Origin of the sequence: Flavobacterium amylolyticum, from assembly GCF_048284335.1 — a bacterium.
Lineage (GTDB): Bacteria > Bacteroidota > Bacteroidia > Flavobacteriales > Flavobacteriaceae > Flavobacterium.
This window is the reverse complement of sequence record NZ_JBLVPG010000002.1, coordinates 200,133-217,578: the sequence shown is the minus strand read 5'-3', so window position 1 is coordinate 217,578 and position 17,446 is coordinate 200,133. Positions and strand designations below refer to the sequence as shown.

The window sequence follows — 17,446 nt, the reverse complement described above, 5'->3', positions numbered from 1 at the left end:
TTAACGCAGTATCTTTTTATTTAATCGTTATTCTCAATTTGTTTATAGGCATCAATCACTTTTTTGACTAATCGGTGGCGTACAATATCTTTGTCATCCAAATAAACAATACCAATTCCTTCCACGTCTTTTAGAACCAATATTGCTTCTTTAAGTCCCGAAATAGTTCTTCTGGGTAAATCGACCTGACCTGGATCTCCTGTGATCATAAACTTAGCACTTTTCCCCATACGGGTAAGAAACATTTTCATTTGAGAATGTGTAGTGTTTTGTGCTTCATCCAAAATTACAAAAGCATCATCTAAAGTCCTTCCGCGCATAAATGCTAGTGGAGCAATCTGGATAATTCCCTTCAAAATATAATCTTCTAATTTCTCATTAGGCAACATATCGCGTAGCGCGTCATAAAGAGGTTGCATGTAGGGATCCAATTTTTCTTTCATGTCTCCTGGAAGAAACCCTAGATTTTCTCCTGCTTCTACTGCTGGTCTTGTAAGAATTATTTTTTTTACCTTTTTCTCTTTTAATGCCTTAACAGCCATTGCAACACCGGTATACGTTTTTCCTGTTCCAGCAGGCCCAACAGCAAAAAGCATATCGTTTTTTTCCATCGTATCCACCAACAATTGTTGATTTGGAGTCATGGCCTTAATGATCTTGCCACCCACTCCATGTACCAAAATCTTGTCTAAACCTTGAAATTTTCTTTCTTCCTGAATATCTCCCAGTATGACGCGCTCGATTACATTATTATCAATATTATTATACCTATTAAAATGGAGCATCAACCGTTGAAAACGTTTTTCAAACTCGTCTAAAACCTCTTTTTCTCCAAAAGCTTTTAATGTTGTTCCCCGAGCGACAATTTTCAATTTCGGATAGTACTTTTTAATTGTTTCAAGATGAGTGTCTTGAGCGCCCCAAAAGTCTTTTGGAGCGATGTCTATGAGCTCGATTATTCTTTCGTTCAAATGAGGTAGTTTTAAATTAGAATTAATTTTTTTATAAATCAATTGGTTGTCGGGTATATTTATAGTTTTTAAATAGAATTTGTTTTTTGTTTCTCGGTTTTTGAGATTACTATTATTAGCTTTGCACTTCTCAAATTTAATAAAATTAGGTTTACATAACACCAATAGTTATAAACAAATTTATGTCAATAATTACCCTTACTACCGATTATGGCTTGAAAGACCACTTTGTGGGTGCGTTGAAAGGTAAAATTTTATCAGAGTATTCAGAGGCTAAAATTATTGATATTTCTCATGATATCGACCCATTCAACACTTTAGAAGCAAGTTACATAATTAGCGCATCTTATGCAAGCTTCCCTAAAGGAACTGTACATCTTATTGGAGTCGATATGGAATCCAATAAAGAGAATCAACATATTGTTATGCAATGGAACGATCACTATTTTATTGCCTCAGATAATGGTATTTTAAGCATGCTTTCGCAAAAAATTGTTCCGCAAAAAGTAGTCATGATTACTATACATGACCGTTTGCCAAGTGACGCTGCTGATCTTGATGTGTTTGTAAAAGTGGCGTGCCATATAGCTAAAGGTGGTTTGATGAACGTAATAGGTAAAGAAATTAACACTATCAAAGAAATAACTGACTTGAATCCAATAATGACTGTTGATGGAAATACATTAGTAGGTCATGTAATATACATTGATCATTTTGGGAATGTAGTAACTAATATTTCTAAAAAATATTTTATAGAAGTGTCCAAAGGAAGACCTTATGAAATTGTATTGAAAACCAAAAATATAAAAACAATTTTACCTAATTATTCTGCGATTGCCAGTTCTAGTAAATACCCAATCAAATCGTACGAAGGCGAAAAATTAGCTATTTTCAACGAAGCTGGCTTTCTTGAAATTGCCATTTTTAGAAGCAATCCTTCCAAAGTCGGATCTGCTACTAGTTTATTGGGATTGAATTATAGGGATGTTATTAATGTAGTGTTTAGTTAATTGTATTTAGTAATTAGTTAAAAATCTGAAATGATAAATCGTTAATCTTAAATCATAAATTTAAATGTTTGTACGAATTGTAAAATTGAGTTTTCACGAGGAGCATATTCCTGCTTTTTTAGAGAACTTTGAGTTAATGAAAGATAAAATACGAAATGCACCTGGAAATCGTTTCTTAGAATTGTATCAAGACAAAAATAACAAAAGCATTTTCTTTACATACAGCTATTGGGAAACCGAAGCAGATTTAGAAAATTACAGGAATTCTGAACTTTTTTATGATGTTTGGACATTCACCAAGAAATTATTCAATGACAAACCGGAAGCGTGGAGCGTTGATAAGTTAGTTACTTTGGTTTAAAGATGAGCAACTTTGAACTAAAAAACGTTAAACGTATAAACAAATAAAAAACATGAAATCAATAGTACTACGAGAGATAAAATCCTTTTTCGGTTCGCCCATAGGCTACTTAGTCATTGCCATTTTTCTAATTATTAATGGATTATTTCTTTGGGTTTTCGAAGGAGATTATAATATTTTGAATACTGGTTTTGCCGATTTGACTCCGTTTTTCACCTTGGCTCCTTGGATTTTAATATTCTTGATTCCCGCGGTAACCATGCGAAGTTTTTCAGATGAAAAAAAACAAGGAACAATAGAATTATTGCTGACGAAGCCGTTGAGTATTTGGCAAATTGTAAATGGAAAATTTCTTGGAGCGTTACTGTTGATTGTAATGGCGATTATCCCAACATTCATCTATGTAGCTGTTATTTCCAGTTTAGGAATGCCGGAGGGAAATATCGATATGGGAAGTACAATTGGTTCTTATTTTGGCTTATTATTCCTGATTGCTGGATATACGGCTATTGGAATATTCACTTCAACGTTGTCCGATAATCAAATTGTAGCCTTTATTGTAGCCGTATTTTTAAGTTTCTTCTTCTATTTTGGATTTGAAGGTTTAGCTGGTGTTGTTCCAAATGTATCAGCTGCAATTGCGTCATTAGGAATGCAAGAGCATTTCAAAAGTATGAGCCGGGGCGTATTAGACACAAGGGATATCCTTTATTTTACAAGCATAACCGTTGCCTTTCTTTCATTTACTGTTTACAATCTAAAATCGTTCCAATCGTAATGACAACTTCTAAGAAAAATAACCTTAAATCAGTTTTGATTATCCTTGCATTTCTAGTGCTTCTGAATGTAATTGGAAGTTTCTTTTTCCATCGTTTTGATTTAACAAAAGACAACAGGTACACCCTTTCCTCTACTTCTTTAAAGATCATTACCCAGGTAAAAAATCCGCTGTTCATAAAGGTGTATATGCAAGGGGATTTACCGGCTGAATTCAAACGTTTACAACAAGAAACAAAACAATTATTAGAAGAATTTCAGGCGTATAACACCAATATTATTTTTGAATTCGTAGACCCATTGGAGAACGAAGAGGCCAGCATGGATAATATTAAAGACTTGTATCGAAAAGGACTTACGCCAATAAACATAACCGTTGACGACAAAGGAAAGCAATCCCAAGCGATAGTTTTCCCTTGGGCAATTGCCATTTATGACAATAAGGAAGTTAATATTCCATTATTAAAAAATATTATGGGTGCTTCAACAACCCAAAAAGTGATTGGTTCTGTTCAGCATCTTGAATATTCTATTGCCGAAGGGTTAAATAAAATTACCAAAGCCAAACAAAAGAAAATTGCTGTTATCAAGGGAAATGGAGAACTACAAGATATTTTGATGGCAAAATTTCTGCTACAAGTACGGGAGAGCTACCATATCGGCCCTTTTACTTTAGATTCAGTTGCCAAAGATCAGATTGGAAGTCTGGAAGCATTAGAGAAATATGACTTGGCAGTTATTGCAAAACCTACCGAAACATTTACTGAGGCGGAGAAACAAGTTTTGGATCAATTTATCATCAACGGTGGAAAAACATTGTGGCTGATTGACCAAGTTTCTGCTGAAATGGACAGTTTATATAATGCTTCAGGTTCCACTTTGGCGTATCCAAGAGATTTAAATTTGAATGATATGCTCTTCAAATACGGCATCCGAATCAATCCTGATGTAGTAAAAGACGAACAAGGAAGTCCCATAAAATTAGCTACTGGAGAACAAGGAAGTGCTACCCAATTTCAAGAATTCAACTGGAAATTTGCGCCTCAGGTGTATCCAAATAGTTTACATCCAATTGTTAAAAATTTAGGCGGAATCAAATTTGATTTTGCGAATCCTATTGATACCTTGAAAAACGGAATAAAAAAAACTATTTTGTTGCAATCGTCTCCCTATTCGAAAAAAATAGGAACTCCAACAGAGATAAATTTAAACATTGTTGCCGAAGAAACTTCGCCAAATGATTACTTGAATAAAGGAAATATTCCATTAGCGGTTCTATTAGAAGGCTCGTTTCATTCTATGTTCGAAAATAGGGTGCTGCCTTTTGATCAAAAAACATTTCAAGCTACAGGAAAAAATAATAAAATGATTGTGATTGCTGATGGAGATATAATTAAAAATCAATTGGATAAAAACTTCCAACCGGTAGAATTGGGTTACGACCAAAGGTCTGGAAATTTGTATGATAATAAAGATTTTCTAATAAATTGTGTCAATTACTTATTGGATGATACTGGACTTATTAACATTCGAAGCAAAGATCTTGATTTACCTTTATTGGATAAAGAAAAAGTTTATCAAAACTACACCCGAACACAAATCCTAACTATCGGGCTACCAATTCTTATTTTAGTGCTTTTTGGTGTCGTATTTACTTTCCTTCGAAAAAGAAAATATAGCAAATAGATGTTAATAAAAAAGTTTCCAAACTAGAATAGTTTACGATATATTTGTAAAATGTATCGTATTTCGGATTTAAAGAAATACTTTAAAAAATAAAACAAGACAGATGAAATTTATAGTATCAAGTTCATACTTATTAAAGCAATTACAAGTTTTAGGGAACGTAATCAACAGCAGTAATACTTTACCTATTTTAGATAATTTTTTATTTGATTTAGACCATAATGTTCTTACGGTTTCTGCTTCTGATTTAGAGACCACAATGTCTGCAACTTTAGGAATTGATTCTGAAAGTAAAGGAAGCGTTGCTGTCCCTGCAAAATTGCTTTTGGAAATCCTTAAAACATTTCCAGAGCAGCCCTTAACCTTCACAGTTGAAGAAAACAGTACGATTGAAATCAGTTCTAATTCTGGTAAATATGCTTTGGCTTATGCCCCTGGGGATGAATTCCCTAAATCAGTAAATTTAGACGATCCATCCGTAACACTTGTTCCTTCTGATGTGTTGGCAACTGCTATCAGCAAAACTATTTTTGCTGCTGGAAACGATGATTTGCGTCCGGTAATGTCTGGTGTATTTTTTCAGTTTTCACCACAGGGTTTGACATTTGTGGCAACTGATGCACACAAATTAGTAAAATATGCCCGAACTGACGTAGTAGCTTCTCAAGTGGCTGATTTTATTATGCCAAAGAAACCTTTGAACATCTTAAAAAATATTCTTGGAACTTCAGATGCTGAAGTAAAAATTGAATACAACGATTCGAATGCTACTTTTTCTTTTGACAATTATGTTTTGATGTGTCGCTTAATTGATGGAAAATACCCAAATTACGAAGCTGTAATTCCAAAAGAAAACCCAAATAAATTAATGATTGACCGTTCTCAATTTTTGAGTTCTGTACGTCGTGTTGCCATCTTTTCGAATAAAACGACACACCAAATCCGTTTGAAAATTGCTGGTGCTGAATTAAATGTTTCTGCCGAAGATATTGACTATTCAAACAAAGCTGAAGAAAGATTGACCTGTGATTATCAAGGCGACGATATGCAAATAGGGTACAATTCTCGTTTCTTAACTGAAATGTTGACCAACTTGCAATCGGATATGATTATGCTTGAAATGTCACTGCCCAACAGAGCCGGTATCCTTACTCCTGTTGATGGATTAGAAGAAGGCGAAACGGTTACAATGCTTGTAATGCCAGTAATGCTGAACAGCTAGTTCGGTTTAAAAATACGCTATTAACCAAACCATTTTTATATTTAAAAAACCGTCCCTATAAATCGGGACGGTTTTTTGTTTATTCACTATGACTAAAATAAAACTTTGTATTTCCTTTTTTTATTGATTCTTTGGCATCTTTATGATTCTTTTCAAATGTTTCTAAATTAGTTCCTTTGCAAATTCCATAGGAATAATGATATTTTAAAATTTCAAGATCTTTCTTTCCGAATTCTTTTTTATCTGATTTACAAAATGAAAAATAGCTATTGCAATCTGAATAATCAACTTCTTGATAAAAATAACCCAACGATCGTATAAAATTAACCTTCAAATTAGTTAATATCTGTTCTTCATTTAAATTATTTTTCGCATTAATTTTTAGTGAGCAACTATAAATATTTTGTTTGTTGTTCCATAAAAGATAATAACCGTTATTCCCTCGTATTCTTGTATCTAAATTTACATCATTCCTATCGTCTATGGAATAAATAAAATAGTTTGACTTATCTTTATCTTTTACGACAGTAATATGTAATGAATCAATTTCTTTATCGAGATAATTAATAAATTCACTAAGCTTTTTACTATTATATTTGTTGACGGATTTGTCAAAATAAATTTTCACTTCCTCTTTCCAAATTTTCATTCTCGGTTTTAATCGCTCTTCTTTTTTTTGATATTTTTTATTGAAAACCAATTGTTTATATCGCTCTAAAAATATAGAATCTTTTTCTTCATACAGAACTTTTACCCCTTTTTCCTCGTATCCACTAATAATTACTAAAGTATCACTCTTGATAATATTAAAACCAATTGAATCTATAACTTTATTACCACTTTTTTTTAATGCTTTATAATTTTTGTATTCCATGTAAATAACTTTACTATGCAATTTCAATTGATTATGTTGAGAAAAAATTGCCGAGGTAAAAGCAAATAACAAAAACACGAATATTTTTTTTTTCATAAATTTTATTTTTCTTTTGAATTATGAAAGTAATTATTTAAACTAATGAATTTTGTTTTTTTTAAGATTTTTTTTTATAAAGTGAATTACTAAATCACTCCCATTTTTTTCATCAAGAAAGTAGCGCTTCTATTTTTACAAATTCCGTCACGCAGTTTGTAATCAAAATGCAGCTCATTATTAATAATTTCCACTTCAAAGCATTTATTAGTTAGCACGCTTGGGTACTCATTGGTTGTCAGACAAACTTCGATATCATGAGTTGCTATGGCACCAATAGCATTTTGACCAATTACTTTTTTAACCACTTCAATAGTTCCGTTTCGCTTATCATCAGAATTGGTTCCACGTAATATTTCGTCCAATAAAACAAAAGCAGGTCTGTTTACTAGTTCGTCCATAATTTGCTTTAAGCGCTTAATTTCTGCAAAAAAGTACGACTCACTATCTGATAATGAATCTGATAATCGCATGGAAACCAATACAGGCAACGGATGTATATTTGCCTGACTGGCACAAACTGGAGAGCCCATTCCTGACAAAACCATATTGATTCCCAAACTTCTTAAAAATGTACTTTTTCCAGACATATTAGAACCAGTCAAAATCATAAACGATTCGGGATGAAAACTTACGGTATTCCCTACTCTTGTTTTTTTATTCAATAAAGGATGGCTTAAATCTGTGAAATCAATTTGGAAATTTGTATTTAATGTAGGGAAAACGAATTCTGGATTATTATACGATAAATTGGCTAAACTGTTTAGCACCTCGAATTCTCCTATAACTTCTAACCAATTTTCTAAGGCTTCGGAATGATCCTTTTTCCATTGAATTAATGAATTTAAAACATGCAAATTAAAAAGAAACGTTCCATTGAATACAATAGCGGTAACGAAATTACTAATGCTGTCCATTTTCGAAAACAAACCCGCTAACTGTTTCAAATGAATGCTGGCATTTTCTTTTTTAAACATTAGTTTTTGCTGCAGATCGATTAACTTTTTAGACTGAAAAGATTCTTCTTCAATTTTTTGCAATAACAAACTATACTGATGAATGGTTTTATCAATGTTAGTAGAATTAGCAATTTCAATTTGAATTCGTTTTATAAAACGACCTAAAATGATTAAATTGACAACAAATAAATATGATAAAATAGTTGCATAAATAGTATTTGAAGTCCCTAAATAGGCGATCAAAACTCCCAGAAAAAGAAATGGTAAAAAATAAGAAATAAAAACACTCAGTTTGGACAAAGGTGTACTATTAAACGTACACCATTTAAGCAAAGTCTCATAATTCAATTGATTGTCATCGCTTATTTTGGCGTTGGCCAAAAATTCCTGACGCCAATCTAATTTTTCTGATAATTCTATTATCGCTTGATGATTTCTGGTAATCTCATCATTTGGCAGTATTTTTAGCAGTTGGTTTGCGAATGTTTTTTTACCAATATAAGTTGCCGTCCTATTCAAGTTTTGAAACAAGGAATGCTCCCCAAAGATATCTAAATCATACGCATACGGATGATGAAAATCATTAAATTCCTGTCCGTTTTCGAAAGGCACTTTGTTTCTTTCCAGATAAGAAATTTCATTTTCATTAATATCGAATAAGGCTTGATTGACTTGTTTCTGGAAAACTAGTTTAGAATGAATGCGCATCAATACTACAAATACTCCAAAAATAAAAATGGATACGGCAATCAAGATGATCGCACTAGTTTTGATATAATAATAAACAGAAACTAAAAAAAGTACAATAGTAAAAAGTCTTAGAATACTTATACTATTGTACTTTTTATTGATTGCATGTAAAGCGTTTGAAAAGCGTATTTTTTTTGCTTTGTATATTTCCATAATTTAATTAGTGAAATGCAAATATAACAAAATAGATTGCGCTAAGAAGTCTAAATTAAAAGGCAATGGCAATGCCGTACTAAATAGAATTCAAAATTCAAACTGTATCAATCAATGGGAATGGCTAAAATTGGAATATCAAATTTACTAGCTATTTTTTTGGTTAAACTAGGGTTAAATATTCCTTCAAAAAAGCCTCTTTTATAAGTAAGCATTGTCAAAATATCAATCTCTTTGTACCTAATAAAATCAATAATTGTATCTTTCACCTCATTACTATTGATAACAAAGAACTCAATAGGTTCCAGAGAATACTCTTCTTCCCAATTCGCAATAGTTTCTTTGGTTACATCTGATTCATTTGTTTTTACATAAAGGCACTTTACTTTTGCATTTGTTTTTTTCGCAATTTTTAAAACCATTTTCAGCGCTATTTTATCTTTTTCGCGGAAGCGGGTTGTAAAGCCTATGACTTCAATTTTTTTAAATTTAGCCTCCACTGGGACACATAACATAGGAACTTCAATTCCTGAAATAACAGATCCTGTATTAGTACCTATAAAAAACGCTTCCCAACCACTGGCTCCCGATGTACCCATTATCACAAAATCTATTGCGTCTTCTTTTATAGATTTCTTAATATTATAAAGTAAATCACCATCCATAAGCCTATGAGAAATCTTAATTTTATCCAGATTATGTGATTGAGCTATAGCGCGAAGTTTTGGAATTTCATCCTTAAACATATTAAAGTTAGCCAACTGCAAAGAATCATAGATGACGGTATAATTTTCTGGAAAAAACTGATTGTCATATATTGGCAATTCAAAGGTGTGTAATAAAATGAGTTCACCATGAACTATTTTTGCAAATTCTAAAGCGTGGACAAAAGCATTTGTCGCCACTTCGGAAAAATCTGTAGGAAATAGAATTTTTTTCATTTTATTAAGTGTTAAAATCGTTTGGTAAACAAAATCACATTCGAATTTTTTTATCCGTGGACAGCAAGAATGGGTACATTAATATGGAAAGTCAATTTTTTTGAAAGACTTATTTCGAATAGTTTTTCAAAAAAATTTCGATGATACACATGCATCGCAATCAAATTAATTTCATGTAGATCTATAAATTTTAAAATAGTTCCTTCCACATCTTCTTCTATAATCGAGTGAAATAATACTTCTTGATTATCAATCAATCCATTCCATTCTTCCATACAGTCATTTTTTACTTCATGATGCGGCGACTCTATACGCAAACAATCTATGTGAGCTTGAAAGATCCTGGCTAAAGACATGACCCGTAAAAAGGATTCAGTATCTTCTGGTCTATACTGCGTAATAAAAAGTATTTTTTTGATTGTATGGTATTGACAGTGTTCCGGTATTGCTAAAACTAATGTTTTAATATCATTCATCACTTTTGTGGCTGTTGTGCCAAAAAAAGTTTCTTTAACACTAGTAGCTCCTTTTGTGCCCATAACCACAAAATCATAATTTTCATTCTCAGTGATTTTTTTTATTTCAGCAACGAGATTCCCTAAGATTAAAACATGACTAATCTTGATATGATTCAAATTATTCTCATCAGCAATATTTCTTAAAATAGGAACCTCATCTTTATAATTTTCAAAATTACTAAGTTCCGTGACATCATATATTTCATGTAAATATTCTGAAACATTAATATAATTGGTTTGAGGCAATTGGTAAACATGCATTGTAACTATTTCAGCATTGATGGATTCTGCCAATTTCAATGCGTATATAAAAGCATTTTTGGACACCATAGAAAAGTCGGTAGGAAAAAGAATTTTTTTCATAGCATAGTTCATTAGTTGCAAATCAATTCGTACTATAAATTTACAAAACAAAAAACAAAGTAGTATGATATTTATAAGTTTTACTGATTTTTAACAAAAGTAAAGGCAATGCTTTATTATCCAAGTCTTGTCCCATTGTCAATTTTACTTACTTTTGCATAAAATTGACTACATATATATGATACCTCACGATTCCATTGTGGCTCTTGCAACTCCTTCCGGAGCTGGAGCAATAGCAGTAATTCGAATTTCCGGCGAAGATGCCATTACTATTGGGAATACGGTTTTTAAATCTATCAAAAACAAAGATTTAAGAACACAAAGAACGCATACTTTGCATTTAGGGCACATTAAGGATGACTTGAAAACTTTGGATGAAGTACTAGTATCGATCTTCAAAGGTCCAAACTCGTACACCGGAGAAAATACGATTGAAATTTCCTGTCACGGTTCAACTTATATTCAACAACAGATTATTCAGTTATTGCTAAGAAAAGGCTGTCGAATAGCTAATCCTGGTGAATTTACATTACGAGCTTTCTTAAACGGAAAACTAGACTTATCCCAAGCAGAAGCTGTTGCTGATCTAATTTCATCAGATAATGAAGCATCACATCAAATTGCCATGCAGCAAATGCGTGGGGGTTTCTCTAATGAAATTGCCAAACTTAGAGAAGAATTGTTAAATTTTGCTTCATTGATCGAACTTGAACTCGACTTTGCTGAGGAAGATGTAGCATTTGCAGATAGAACGCAGTTTTATGAATTATTAAATAGAATCGAATTTGTACTTAAACGTTTAATCGATTCCTTTGCAGTAGGAAATGTAATTAAAAACGGAATTCCTGTAGCCATTGTGGGAGAACCAAATGTGGGGAAATCAACGCTATTGAATGCATTATTAAATGAAGAGCGTGCCATTGTTTCAGAAATTGCGGGAACAACAAGAGATACGATTGAAGATGAATTGGTCATTGGTGGCATCGGATTTAGATTTATAGACACTGCTGGGATTCGCGAAACTGAAGATGTGGTGGAAAGCATTGGAATTCGAAAAACATTCGAAAAAATTGAACAGGCACAGGTAGTTGTTTTTCTTTTTGATAGCTCCGAATTTAAAGTTTCCGGTTTAAAGTTGAAAGTGGAATTAGAAAAAATTAAGAATCAGTTTCCATTGAAGCCGTTAGTAATTATTGGTAACAAAGCTGATAAATTAGAAGAAAATGAAATCTTAAATTTAAAATCTGAAATACCCGAAATTTTACTTATTTCTGCTAAAGAAAAACTAGGCGTTGAAGATTTAAAAGATCAGTTACTTTCATTTGTTAATACTGGCGCATTACGAAATAATGAAACAATCGTTACTAATACAAGACATTACGATTCTTTACTGAAAGCACTATACGAAATACAAAAAGTAAAATACGGTCTGGAAACCAACCTATCAAGCGACTTGATGGCTTTGGATATCAAGGAAGCGCTGTACCAATTTGGGATGATCACCGGTCAGGTTACGAATGATGAATTGTTAGGCAATATTTTTGCTAATTTTTGCATCGGAAAATAGATAGCCAAAAATTAAGAAAATATCACAAAATAAAACACACTAAAACCCTTGTAAATCAAGGGTTTTTTATTTAAATAGATTTTTATTTTTTTGTATGGCTTTGCTTTTTTTTGTATTTTTTGTACCGATATTGTACCTCATTAAAATTAATTATTATATTTGAATGGAAATAGGGCAGATTATGTCCCTTATTTACCCTTAATTCTATGTAAGTCGAATAATCACTATTTATTTAAGTAATTAATGAGCTCCAATTTAAGTATAAATCGTATTTGTGAATACTGCAAAAATTCGTTTGTTGCGAAGACTACTCGTACCAGATTTTGCTCAAGTATTTGCAATGGTAGAAATAACAAAATGCTGATTCGAAATTTGAAAATTAAGGATAGCAATTCGGAAACCTTATCCAAAGCAAATGAAAAATCTGCAGAAAAAATAGAGGAAATAAAAAACAAAGATTTTTTAACCGTAAAAGATGCTTCTCAATTATTGAATATTTCCACAAAAACGATTTACAGATTGATAGAAAGAAAAGAAATCAACTCTTTTAGTTTTTCAACTAGAAAAACACTGATCAGGAGAAAAGATATTGATACTTATTTTGACGATAATTTAAAAGAAATTAAAAAAAGCATAGAAAGTCCAGAAATCATTATTAATCTTGACAACTCTTACACTATTCAAGAAGCTCAGGAGAAATACAATATCTCTAGTGGAGCATTATATAATCTTATTATTAGGTTCAAAATACCAAAGAAGAAACAAGGTAAATACACCCTTGTACGAAAAGAAGATATCGATTCCATTTTCAATTAATTAAAAAAAATATGGCAAATGTTACCCTCAGAAAAAAAGCATTAGCAAATAACAAGTCAAGTTTGTTCTTGGACTACTTTCCTCCTATTATTAATCCTAAAACTGGAAAAGAATCCAGAAGAGAGTTTTTGGGTCTTCAAATTTTTGACAAACCTAAAGATGAGATTGAAAAAACACATAATAAATCTACATTGGAATTTGCCGATTTGGTACGTGCCAAAAGACTTACACAAATTAGAGACAAAGAATATGGCTTTAAAGAAAACATTACTTATAATGTTGATTTTATCGAATTTTACGCTTCTATAGTTGATGATTACTACAACAATGGGACAAAATCAAATCATTCCGGTTGGAATGCATCATTAAACTATTTTAAGGCTTTTGCAGGTGACAAATTGCAATCTCATTTTTTAAATGAAAAGCATGTTAAAAAGTACAGGACTTTTTTACTTGAAACAAGAAATTTAAGAACCAACGCAAAAAAATTATCTGTTAACACAGCTTCTTCTTATTACAAAAATTTCATAATGGTTCTTAAAAAGGCTTATAAGAATAAAATTATAGAACACAATCTTGCAGAAGAAACCGAATATATAAAAGAAGAAGAAACGTACCGAGAGTATTTATCAGAAAAAGAATTGGAAATTTTATGGAATACCGATTGTAGTTTTCCAAAATTAAAACATTTGGCAATATTTTCAGCCTTAACAGGATTACGCTTTATCGATATTAAAACCCTACCCTATTGTAATGTTTATTCTGACATTCATCAAGGGGATTACATCAAAGTAAGAGAACAGAAAACGGGTAATTTATATAATCATCCAATATCTGAAAGTGTATTGAGTATTATAAACTTACAAACCAAAGAGAATGAACTTGTTTTTGGGGAGGTGAAATATTCCGAAATTACACGACCGTTAAAAAAATGGTTGAGTGATTCGGGAATAAAAAAGAAAATTTCATTTCATAATTTTAGACATACTTATGCAACATTACAATTAGCGAATGGAACCGATATTTACACCGTTTCAAAACTTTTAGGTCATAAAAATGTTTCAACCACACAGATTTACACTAAAATCATGGACAAAAATAAAATAATTGCAGCTAACCGTATAAACTTGAAACTAGATGGAATATAAAAAATACTATGAATATTTCTATAATAAAACCTATGTTATTGGGGAAAGAAAAATTAAACAAACATTAATAAAATCAAAGGCTAAATCATTAGTATTTTATCTGAATTTAAATATTATTCTTGATACTCAAAATTTATTAATTTCAAAAAAAAGTAACATCCTATTATTTGATTCATTAAATGAGTTAGACACAATATTTGTAAATTCAATTTATGATTACACTGAGAACAACGAAGAATTAACCCTAAAAAACAATGTCTATCCAGAATATTTAAAAATAAAGAATGATCAATTACCCTCTAATTATTCGTTTAATAAATTTTTAAGTGATTTTGGGGCTTTAAAAGGTTTAATTGACGTTGTTAAAAAATTTCAAGAAAATTCGAATCAATATCAAAAAATGTATGAAGAAAATAATTTTAGTAATTTTAAAATACCAAAACGCAATATAATAATCCAGAACACACCTATAAACTTAACACCTCCTGAACCAAAATTAAAGTCCCAAATAAATGGTGATTACAATAATTTGAAAGAAGACCAAAAAGCTTTTTTATTTCATATAATGTGTGTTGCTTTAAGTGAAAAAAAAGAAGTGAAAAAAGAAGAGAAAGAGGAAAGTGTTTTATTCAATTTACCATATACTGAACTAATTCGATTAAATTCACTTATTGATTTTATAGACAAATATTGTTTCGAGAAAAATTTCAGAGATTCTAATAATTACAAAATTTTGACAAAAGGTTTAAATCATTTTGAAAAAACAGAAAGAATTATTTTTCTTTTAACTTTAGTAGATAATATAAAAATTTACCAACTCCCTAAAACAACAAAATATATCAAAACAATCCTCAACAATGAGCATAATAAAAGTGAAAAAATGAAAATGAAGTAAAAACAACACAAAAATCAACAACCTTTTTTCCACATAAAAGTTTAGACAAACCTAATTGATGTTTTAAGAAAACATCAATTAGGTTTTATTTTTTCAACAAAAACACTCTGCACAAGCCTATTTTATTGAGGTTTTTAAAATAAATAAAACCACATATAAAACAACACAAAAACCCACTCAATATATTTTGGAATATTGATTCATGGAAACAAATCAAATTTACATGATCACAGAAGCAGGAATAAAAGTACTGACTGATCAAATTACAGAAAACATTTTAAAGGCAATTAATCCCTCAAAAACTTCTGACGAGGATGCCTTCTTGAGTATTGATGAAACAGCTAAAATAATCAACTTAAGCAAAGCAACTATTTATGGATTGACCCATCAAAAAGAAATCCCTTTTCACAAAAGAGGAAAGCGTCTTTACTTTCTAAAATCTGAAATTTTACAATGGATTAAAAATGGAAAGCGAGAATCTAAATCTGAATTAGAAAAAAGAGCCGAAGAGTATTTATCTAAAAACCGATTGTTTTAATCGTCAATCTAACGTAAAACTAACGAACAATGGAAACATATTTATATACATGCCAATATTGTGGCAATGAATACAAGCCTAATAGAAGGCAACAACAAAAGTATTGCAGTAACAGCTGTAGAACCAGAGCTTTTGTAATTAGAAAGATTCAAGGATTAAACTTACCATCTACAGAAAATAAAAATAAAGAGGAAAAAAAATCTGAAACCATGAGTTGGGCCGGAGTCGGAAATGCTGCCGCTGGAACTATTGCAGTAAATCTTGCTGCTAGTATTTTTACAAAAGAAGAAAACAAGCCGGCCACTAAAAAGGATATTAAGGAAATTAAAAATCTTTTAATGACTCGATATCATTCGATAAAAAATGCTCCAATTAGATCTGATGGTGCTAGACCTCATTTCGATATGAAAACCAATAACGTAGTTTACCTATAAAACCCTAATCATGAAAATAAATAACCTCAGCGATATTAAAAACAATATCGATAACATAATATTGTCTAAGAGAGAAATTTCTATAAAACTATTAAATGAAATAATAGATCTACTTCCTAGTCAAATTAAGAATTTAATTGAACAAAATTTTGAGTTTAAACGAATTCCGAAAGAATATTTATTTAGTTCTATTCTCTTTGCTTTTAGTAACGCTAGTGGTCTCGCTTTCTCTATGAACAGCATGAATTATACTAATTATACCAATATGTTTTTTGTAATTATCGGAAGCCGTGGAGACACTAAATCAGCTCCTATGGATATTGCAACAAATCCACTAAATTATCACGATAATGAAAAAAACAAAGAATACAATGCAGCATGTGAACAAGACCAAAATAATAAACCTGTCAGAAAGCGATTATTGATACAAAATGCTTCCATTGAATCAATGAAATATGAACATAGTAAAAATCCCTATTCAATTGGAATTTACTATGACGAATTTATGTATGTCTTTGAAAAAATGGCAAATAGCAAAAGTCCAGATGGTGCTGATTTACGATCATTTCTACTTTCCGGTTTTAATAATGGGTTTATTGATATTTCGAGAAGAACCACAGATAATTTCAGAATGGAACAGACCTTTATAACTTTATTAGGATCGGTACAAACTCAATTTACAACAAAACTATTTGCAAATGGCAATCTTGAAAGTGGTTTGATAGATCGTATCCTATTTACGCCAAAATTGACTTCTAATTCAAAATTAAGCAAAGTTAAAATAAACAAAAGCGTTATTGATTCATATAACACACTTATAAATAATCTACTCTCAAGCCGAAAAGAAACCGAAAACTGTTCAGAAGTAAAAAGTGTAGAAATACGATTAGATGCCGAAGCCGAACAAAAAATATATGACTACACCCAAAAACTAATTAATTTACAAGAGAAATCAGATGAAATAATCAAAGCCTATATCGCAAAACTGATGATTTATATACATAAATTAACTTTACTTGTCCACTTAATTAATAACTCTCAAAATTCAAATTTTGAAACCCCTATTGAACCAAAAAGTGTCGATATAGCAATACTAATTTGTGAATTTTATTTTAACAATTTTCAAATCATTTTGGAAGAAAATTGTAAATCTGAGGAGAAAGAAATAAAAGTCAATGATATTGTTAAAATGGCAATAAAAAACAATGCTCAACAAAAAGATGTAGTTGCTATTACAGGTTTTAATAAATCAACAATTTCAAGAAAATGGTGTGAGAATTTAAGCAACCAGCAACTTGCAACAAACGCCAAAAGCATTAACAAACTTAGTAAAAACAATACTTAACAGTATTTTCAGACGCAATTGC

17 protein-coding genes are annotated in these 17,446 nt (G+C 31.0%); 12 read left to right on the top strand and 5 right to left on the bottom strand.

Features of this window, described 5'->3' with window-relative positions; translation table 11 throughout:
* Positions 1-20: 20 nt before the first annotated feature.
* Complete coding sequence (locus tag ACNQF9_RS07130; protein WP_417960217.1) at positions 21-971, bottom strand: PhoH family protein; 951 nt, start codon at positions 969-971, stop codon at positions 21-23.
* Between the two features lie 182 nt (positions 972-1,153).
* Here ACNQF9_RS07130 and ACNQF9_RS07125 point away from each other — a divergent pair, with 182 nt between their 5' ends.
* From ACNQF9_RS07125 to dnaN, 5 genes are all read left to right on the top strand, one after another.
* Positions 1,154-1,981 carry an SAM hydrolase/SAM-dependent halogenase family protein gene (locus ACNQF9_RS07125; protein ID WP_417960218.1) on the top strand — a complete coding sequence of 276 codons (828 nt, stop codon included), beginning with the start codon at positions 1,154-1,156 and terminating at the stop codon, positions 1,979-1,981.
* A gap of 64 nt (positions 1,982-2,045) precedes the next feature.
* The gene (locus ACNQF9_RS07120; RefSeq protein WP_417960219.1) at positions 2,046-2,342 is read left to right on the top strand and encodes a putative quinol monooxygenase; all 297 of its coding nucleotides are present in this window, start codon (positions 2,046-2,048) and stop codon (positions 2,340-2,342) included.
* Positions 2,343-2,394: 52 nt separating this feature from the next.
* Positions 2,395-3,120, top strand: coding sequence for a gliding motility-associated ABC transporter permease subunit GldF (gene gldF / locus ACNQF9_RS07115; protein WP_417960220.1), 726 nt, complete (start codon positions 2,395-2,397; stop codon positions 3,118-3,120).
* Positions 3,120-4,805 (top strand): gliding motility-associated ABC transporter substrate-binding protein GldG, encoded by a 1,686-nt coding sequence (gldG, locus tag ACNQF9_RS07110; protein WP_417960221.1) that lies wholly within the window; start codon positions 3,120-3,122, stop codon positions 4,803-4,805. The genes gldF and gldG overlap by 1 nt, the downstream gene beginning before the upstream one ends.
* A 103-nt stretch (positions 4,806-4,908) precedes the next feature.
* Entirely contained in the window at positions 4,909-6,027 is a 1,119-nt protein-coding gene (dnaN, locus tag ACNQF9_RS07105; RefSeq protein ID WP_417960222.1) for a DNA polymerase III subunit beta, read from the top strand.
* 79 nt (positions 6,028-6,106) lie between these two features.
* Here the strand turns inward: dnaN and ACNQF9_RS07100 are convergent, their stop codons facing one another.
* The 4 genes from ACNQF9_RS07100 to ACNQF9_RS07085 form a co-directional block, all read right to left on the bottom strand.
* Positions 6,107-6,997, bottom strand: a complete 891-nt coding sequence (locus ACNQF9_RS07100; protein WP_417989936.1) for a hypothetical protein — start codon at positions 6,995-6,997, stop codon at positions 6,107-6,109.
* An 89-nt stretch (positions 6,998-7,086) separates the two neighbouring features.
* Positions 7,087-8,859, bottom strand: coding sequence for a MutS-related protein (locus tag ACNQF9_RS07095; protein WP_417960224.1), 1,773 nt, complete (start codon positions 8,857-8,859; stop codon positions 7,087-7,089).
* A 107-nt stretch (positions 8,860-8,966) separates the two neighbouring features.
* Positions 8,967-9,800 (bottom strand): universal stress protein, encoded by an 834-nt coding sequence (locus ACNQF9_RS07090; protein ID WP_417960225.1) that lies wholly within the window; start codon positions 9,798-9,800, stop codon positions 8,967-8,969.
* A 50-nt stretch (positions 9,801-9,850) separates the two neighbouring features.
* On the bottom strand, positions 9,851-10,681 hold the full coding sequence (locus ACNQF9_RS07085) for a universal stress protein (protein ID WP_417960226.1): 831 nt from the start codon (positions 10,679-10,681) through the stop codon (positions 9,851-9,853).
* Between the two features lie 178 nt (positions 10,682-10,859).
* Here ACNQF9_RS07085 and mnmE point away from each other — a divergent pair, with 178 nt between their 5' ends.
* The 7 genes from mnmE (at position 10,860) to ACNQF9_RS07050 (ending at position 17,424) form a co-directional block, all read left to right on the top strand.
* Complete coding sequence (gene mnmE / locus ACNQF9_RS07080) at positions 10,860-12,248, top strand: tRNA uridine-5-carboxymethylaminomethyl(34) synthesis GTPase MnmE (RefSeq protein WP_417960227.1); 1,389 nt, start codon at positions 10,860-10,862, stop codon at positions 12,246-12,248.
* Between the two features lie 357 nt (positions 12,249-12,605).
* Positions 12,606-13,064, top strand: coding sequence for a helix-turn-helix domain-containing protein (locus ACNQF9_RS07075; protein WP_417989935.1), 459 nt, complete (start codon positions 12,606-12,608; stop codon positions 13,062-13,064).
* 11 nt (positions 13,065-13,075) lie between these two features.
* On the top strand, positions 13,076-14,212 hold the full coding sequence (locus ACNQF9_RS07070; protein WP_417989934.1) for a site-specific integrase: 1,137 nt from the start codon (positions 13,076-13,078) through the stop codon (positions 14,210-14,212).
* Entirely contained in the window at positions 14,202-15,107 is a 906-nt protein-coding gene (locus ACNQF9_RS07065) for a hypothetical protein (RefSeq protein ID WP_417989933.1), read from the top strand. The genes ACNQF9_RS07070 and ACNQF9_RS07065 overlap by 11 nt, the downstream gene beginning before the upstream one ends.
* Positions 15,108-15,309: 202 nt before the next feature.
* Positions 15,310-15,645 (top strand): helix-turn-helix domain-containing protein, encoded by a 336-nt coding sequence (locus tag ACNQF9_RS07060; RefSeq protein WP_417989932.1) that lies wholly within the window; start codon positions 15,310-15,312, stop codon positions 15,643-15,645.
* Between the two features lie 29 nt (positions 15,646-15,674).
* On the top strand, positions 15,675-16,079 hold the full coding sequence (locus ACNQF9_RS07055; RefSeq protein ID WP_417989931.1) for a SprT family zinc-dependent metalloprotease: 405 nt from the start codon (positions 15,675-15,677) through the stop codon (positions 16,077-16,079).
* A 10-nt stretch (positions 16,080-16,089) separates the two neighbouring features.
* Positions 16,090-17,424, top strand: coding sequence for a DUF3987 domain-containing protein (locus ACNQF9_RS07050; RefSeq protein ID WP_417989930.1), 1,335 nt, complete (start codon positions 16,090-16,092; stop codon positions 17,422-17,424).
* Positions 17,425-17,446: the final 22 nt, after the last annotated feature.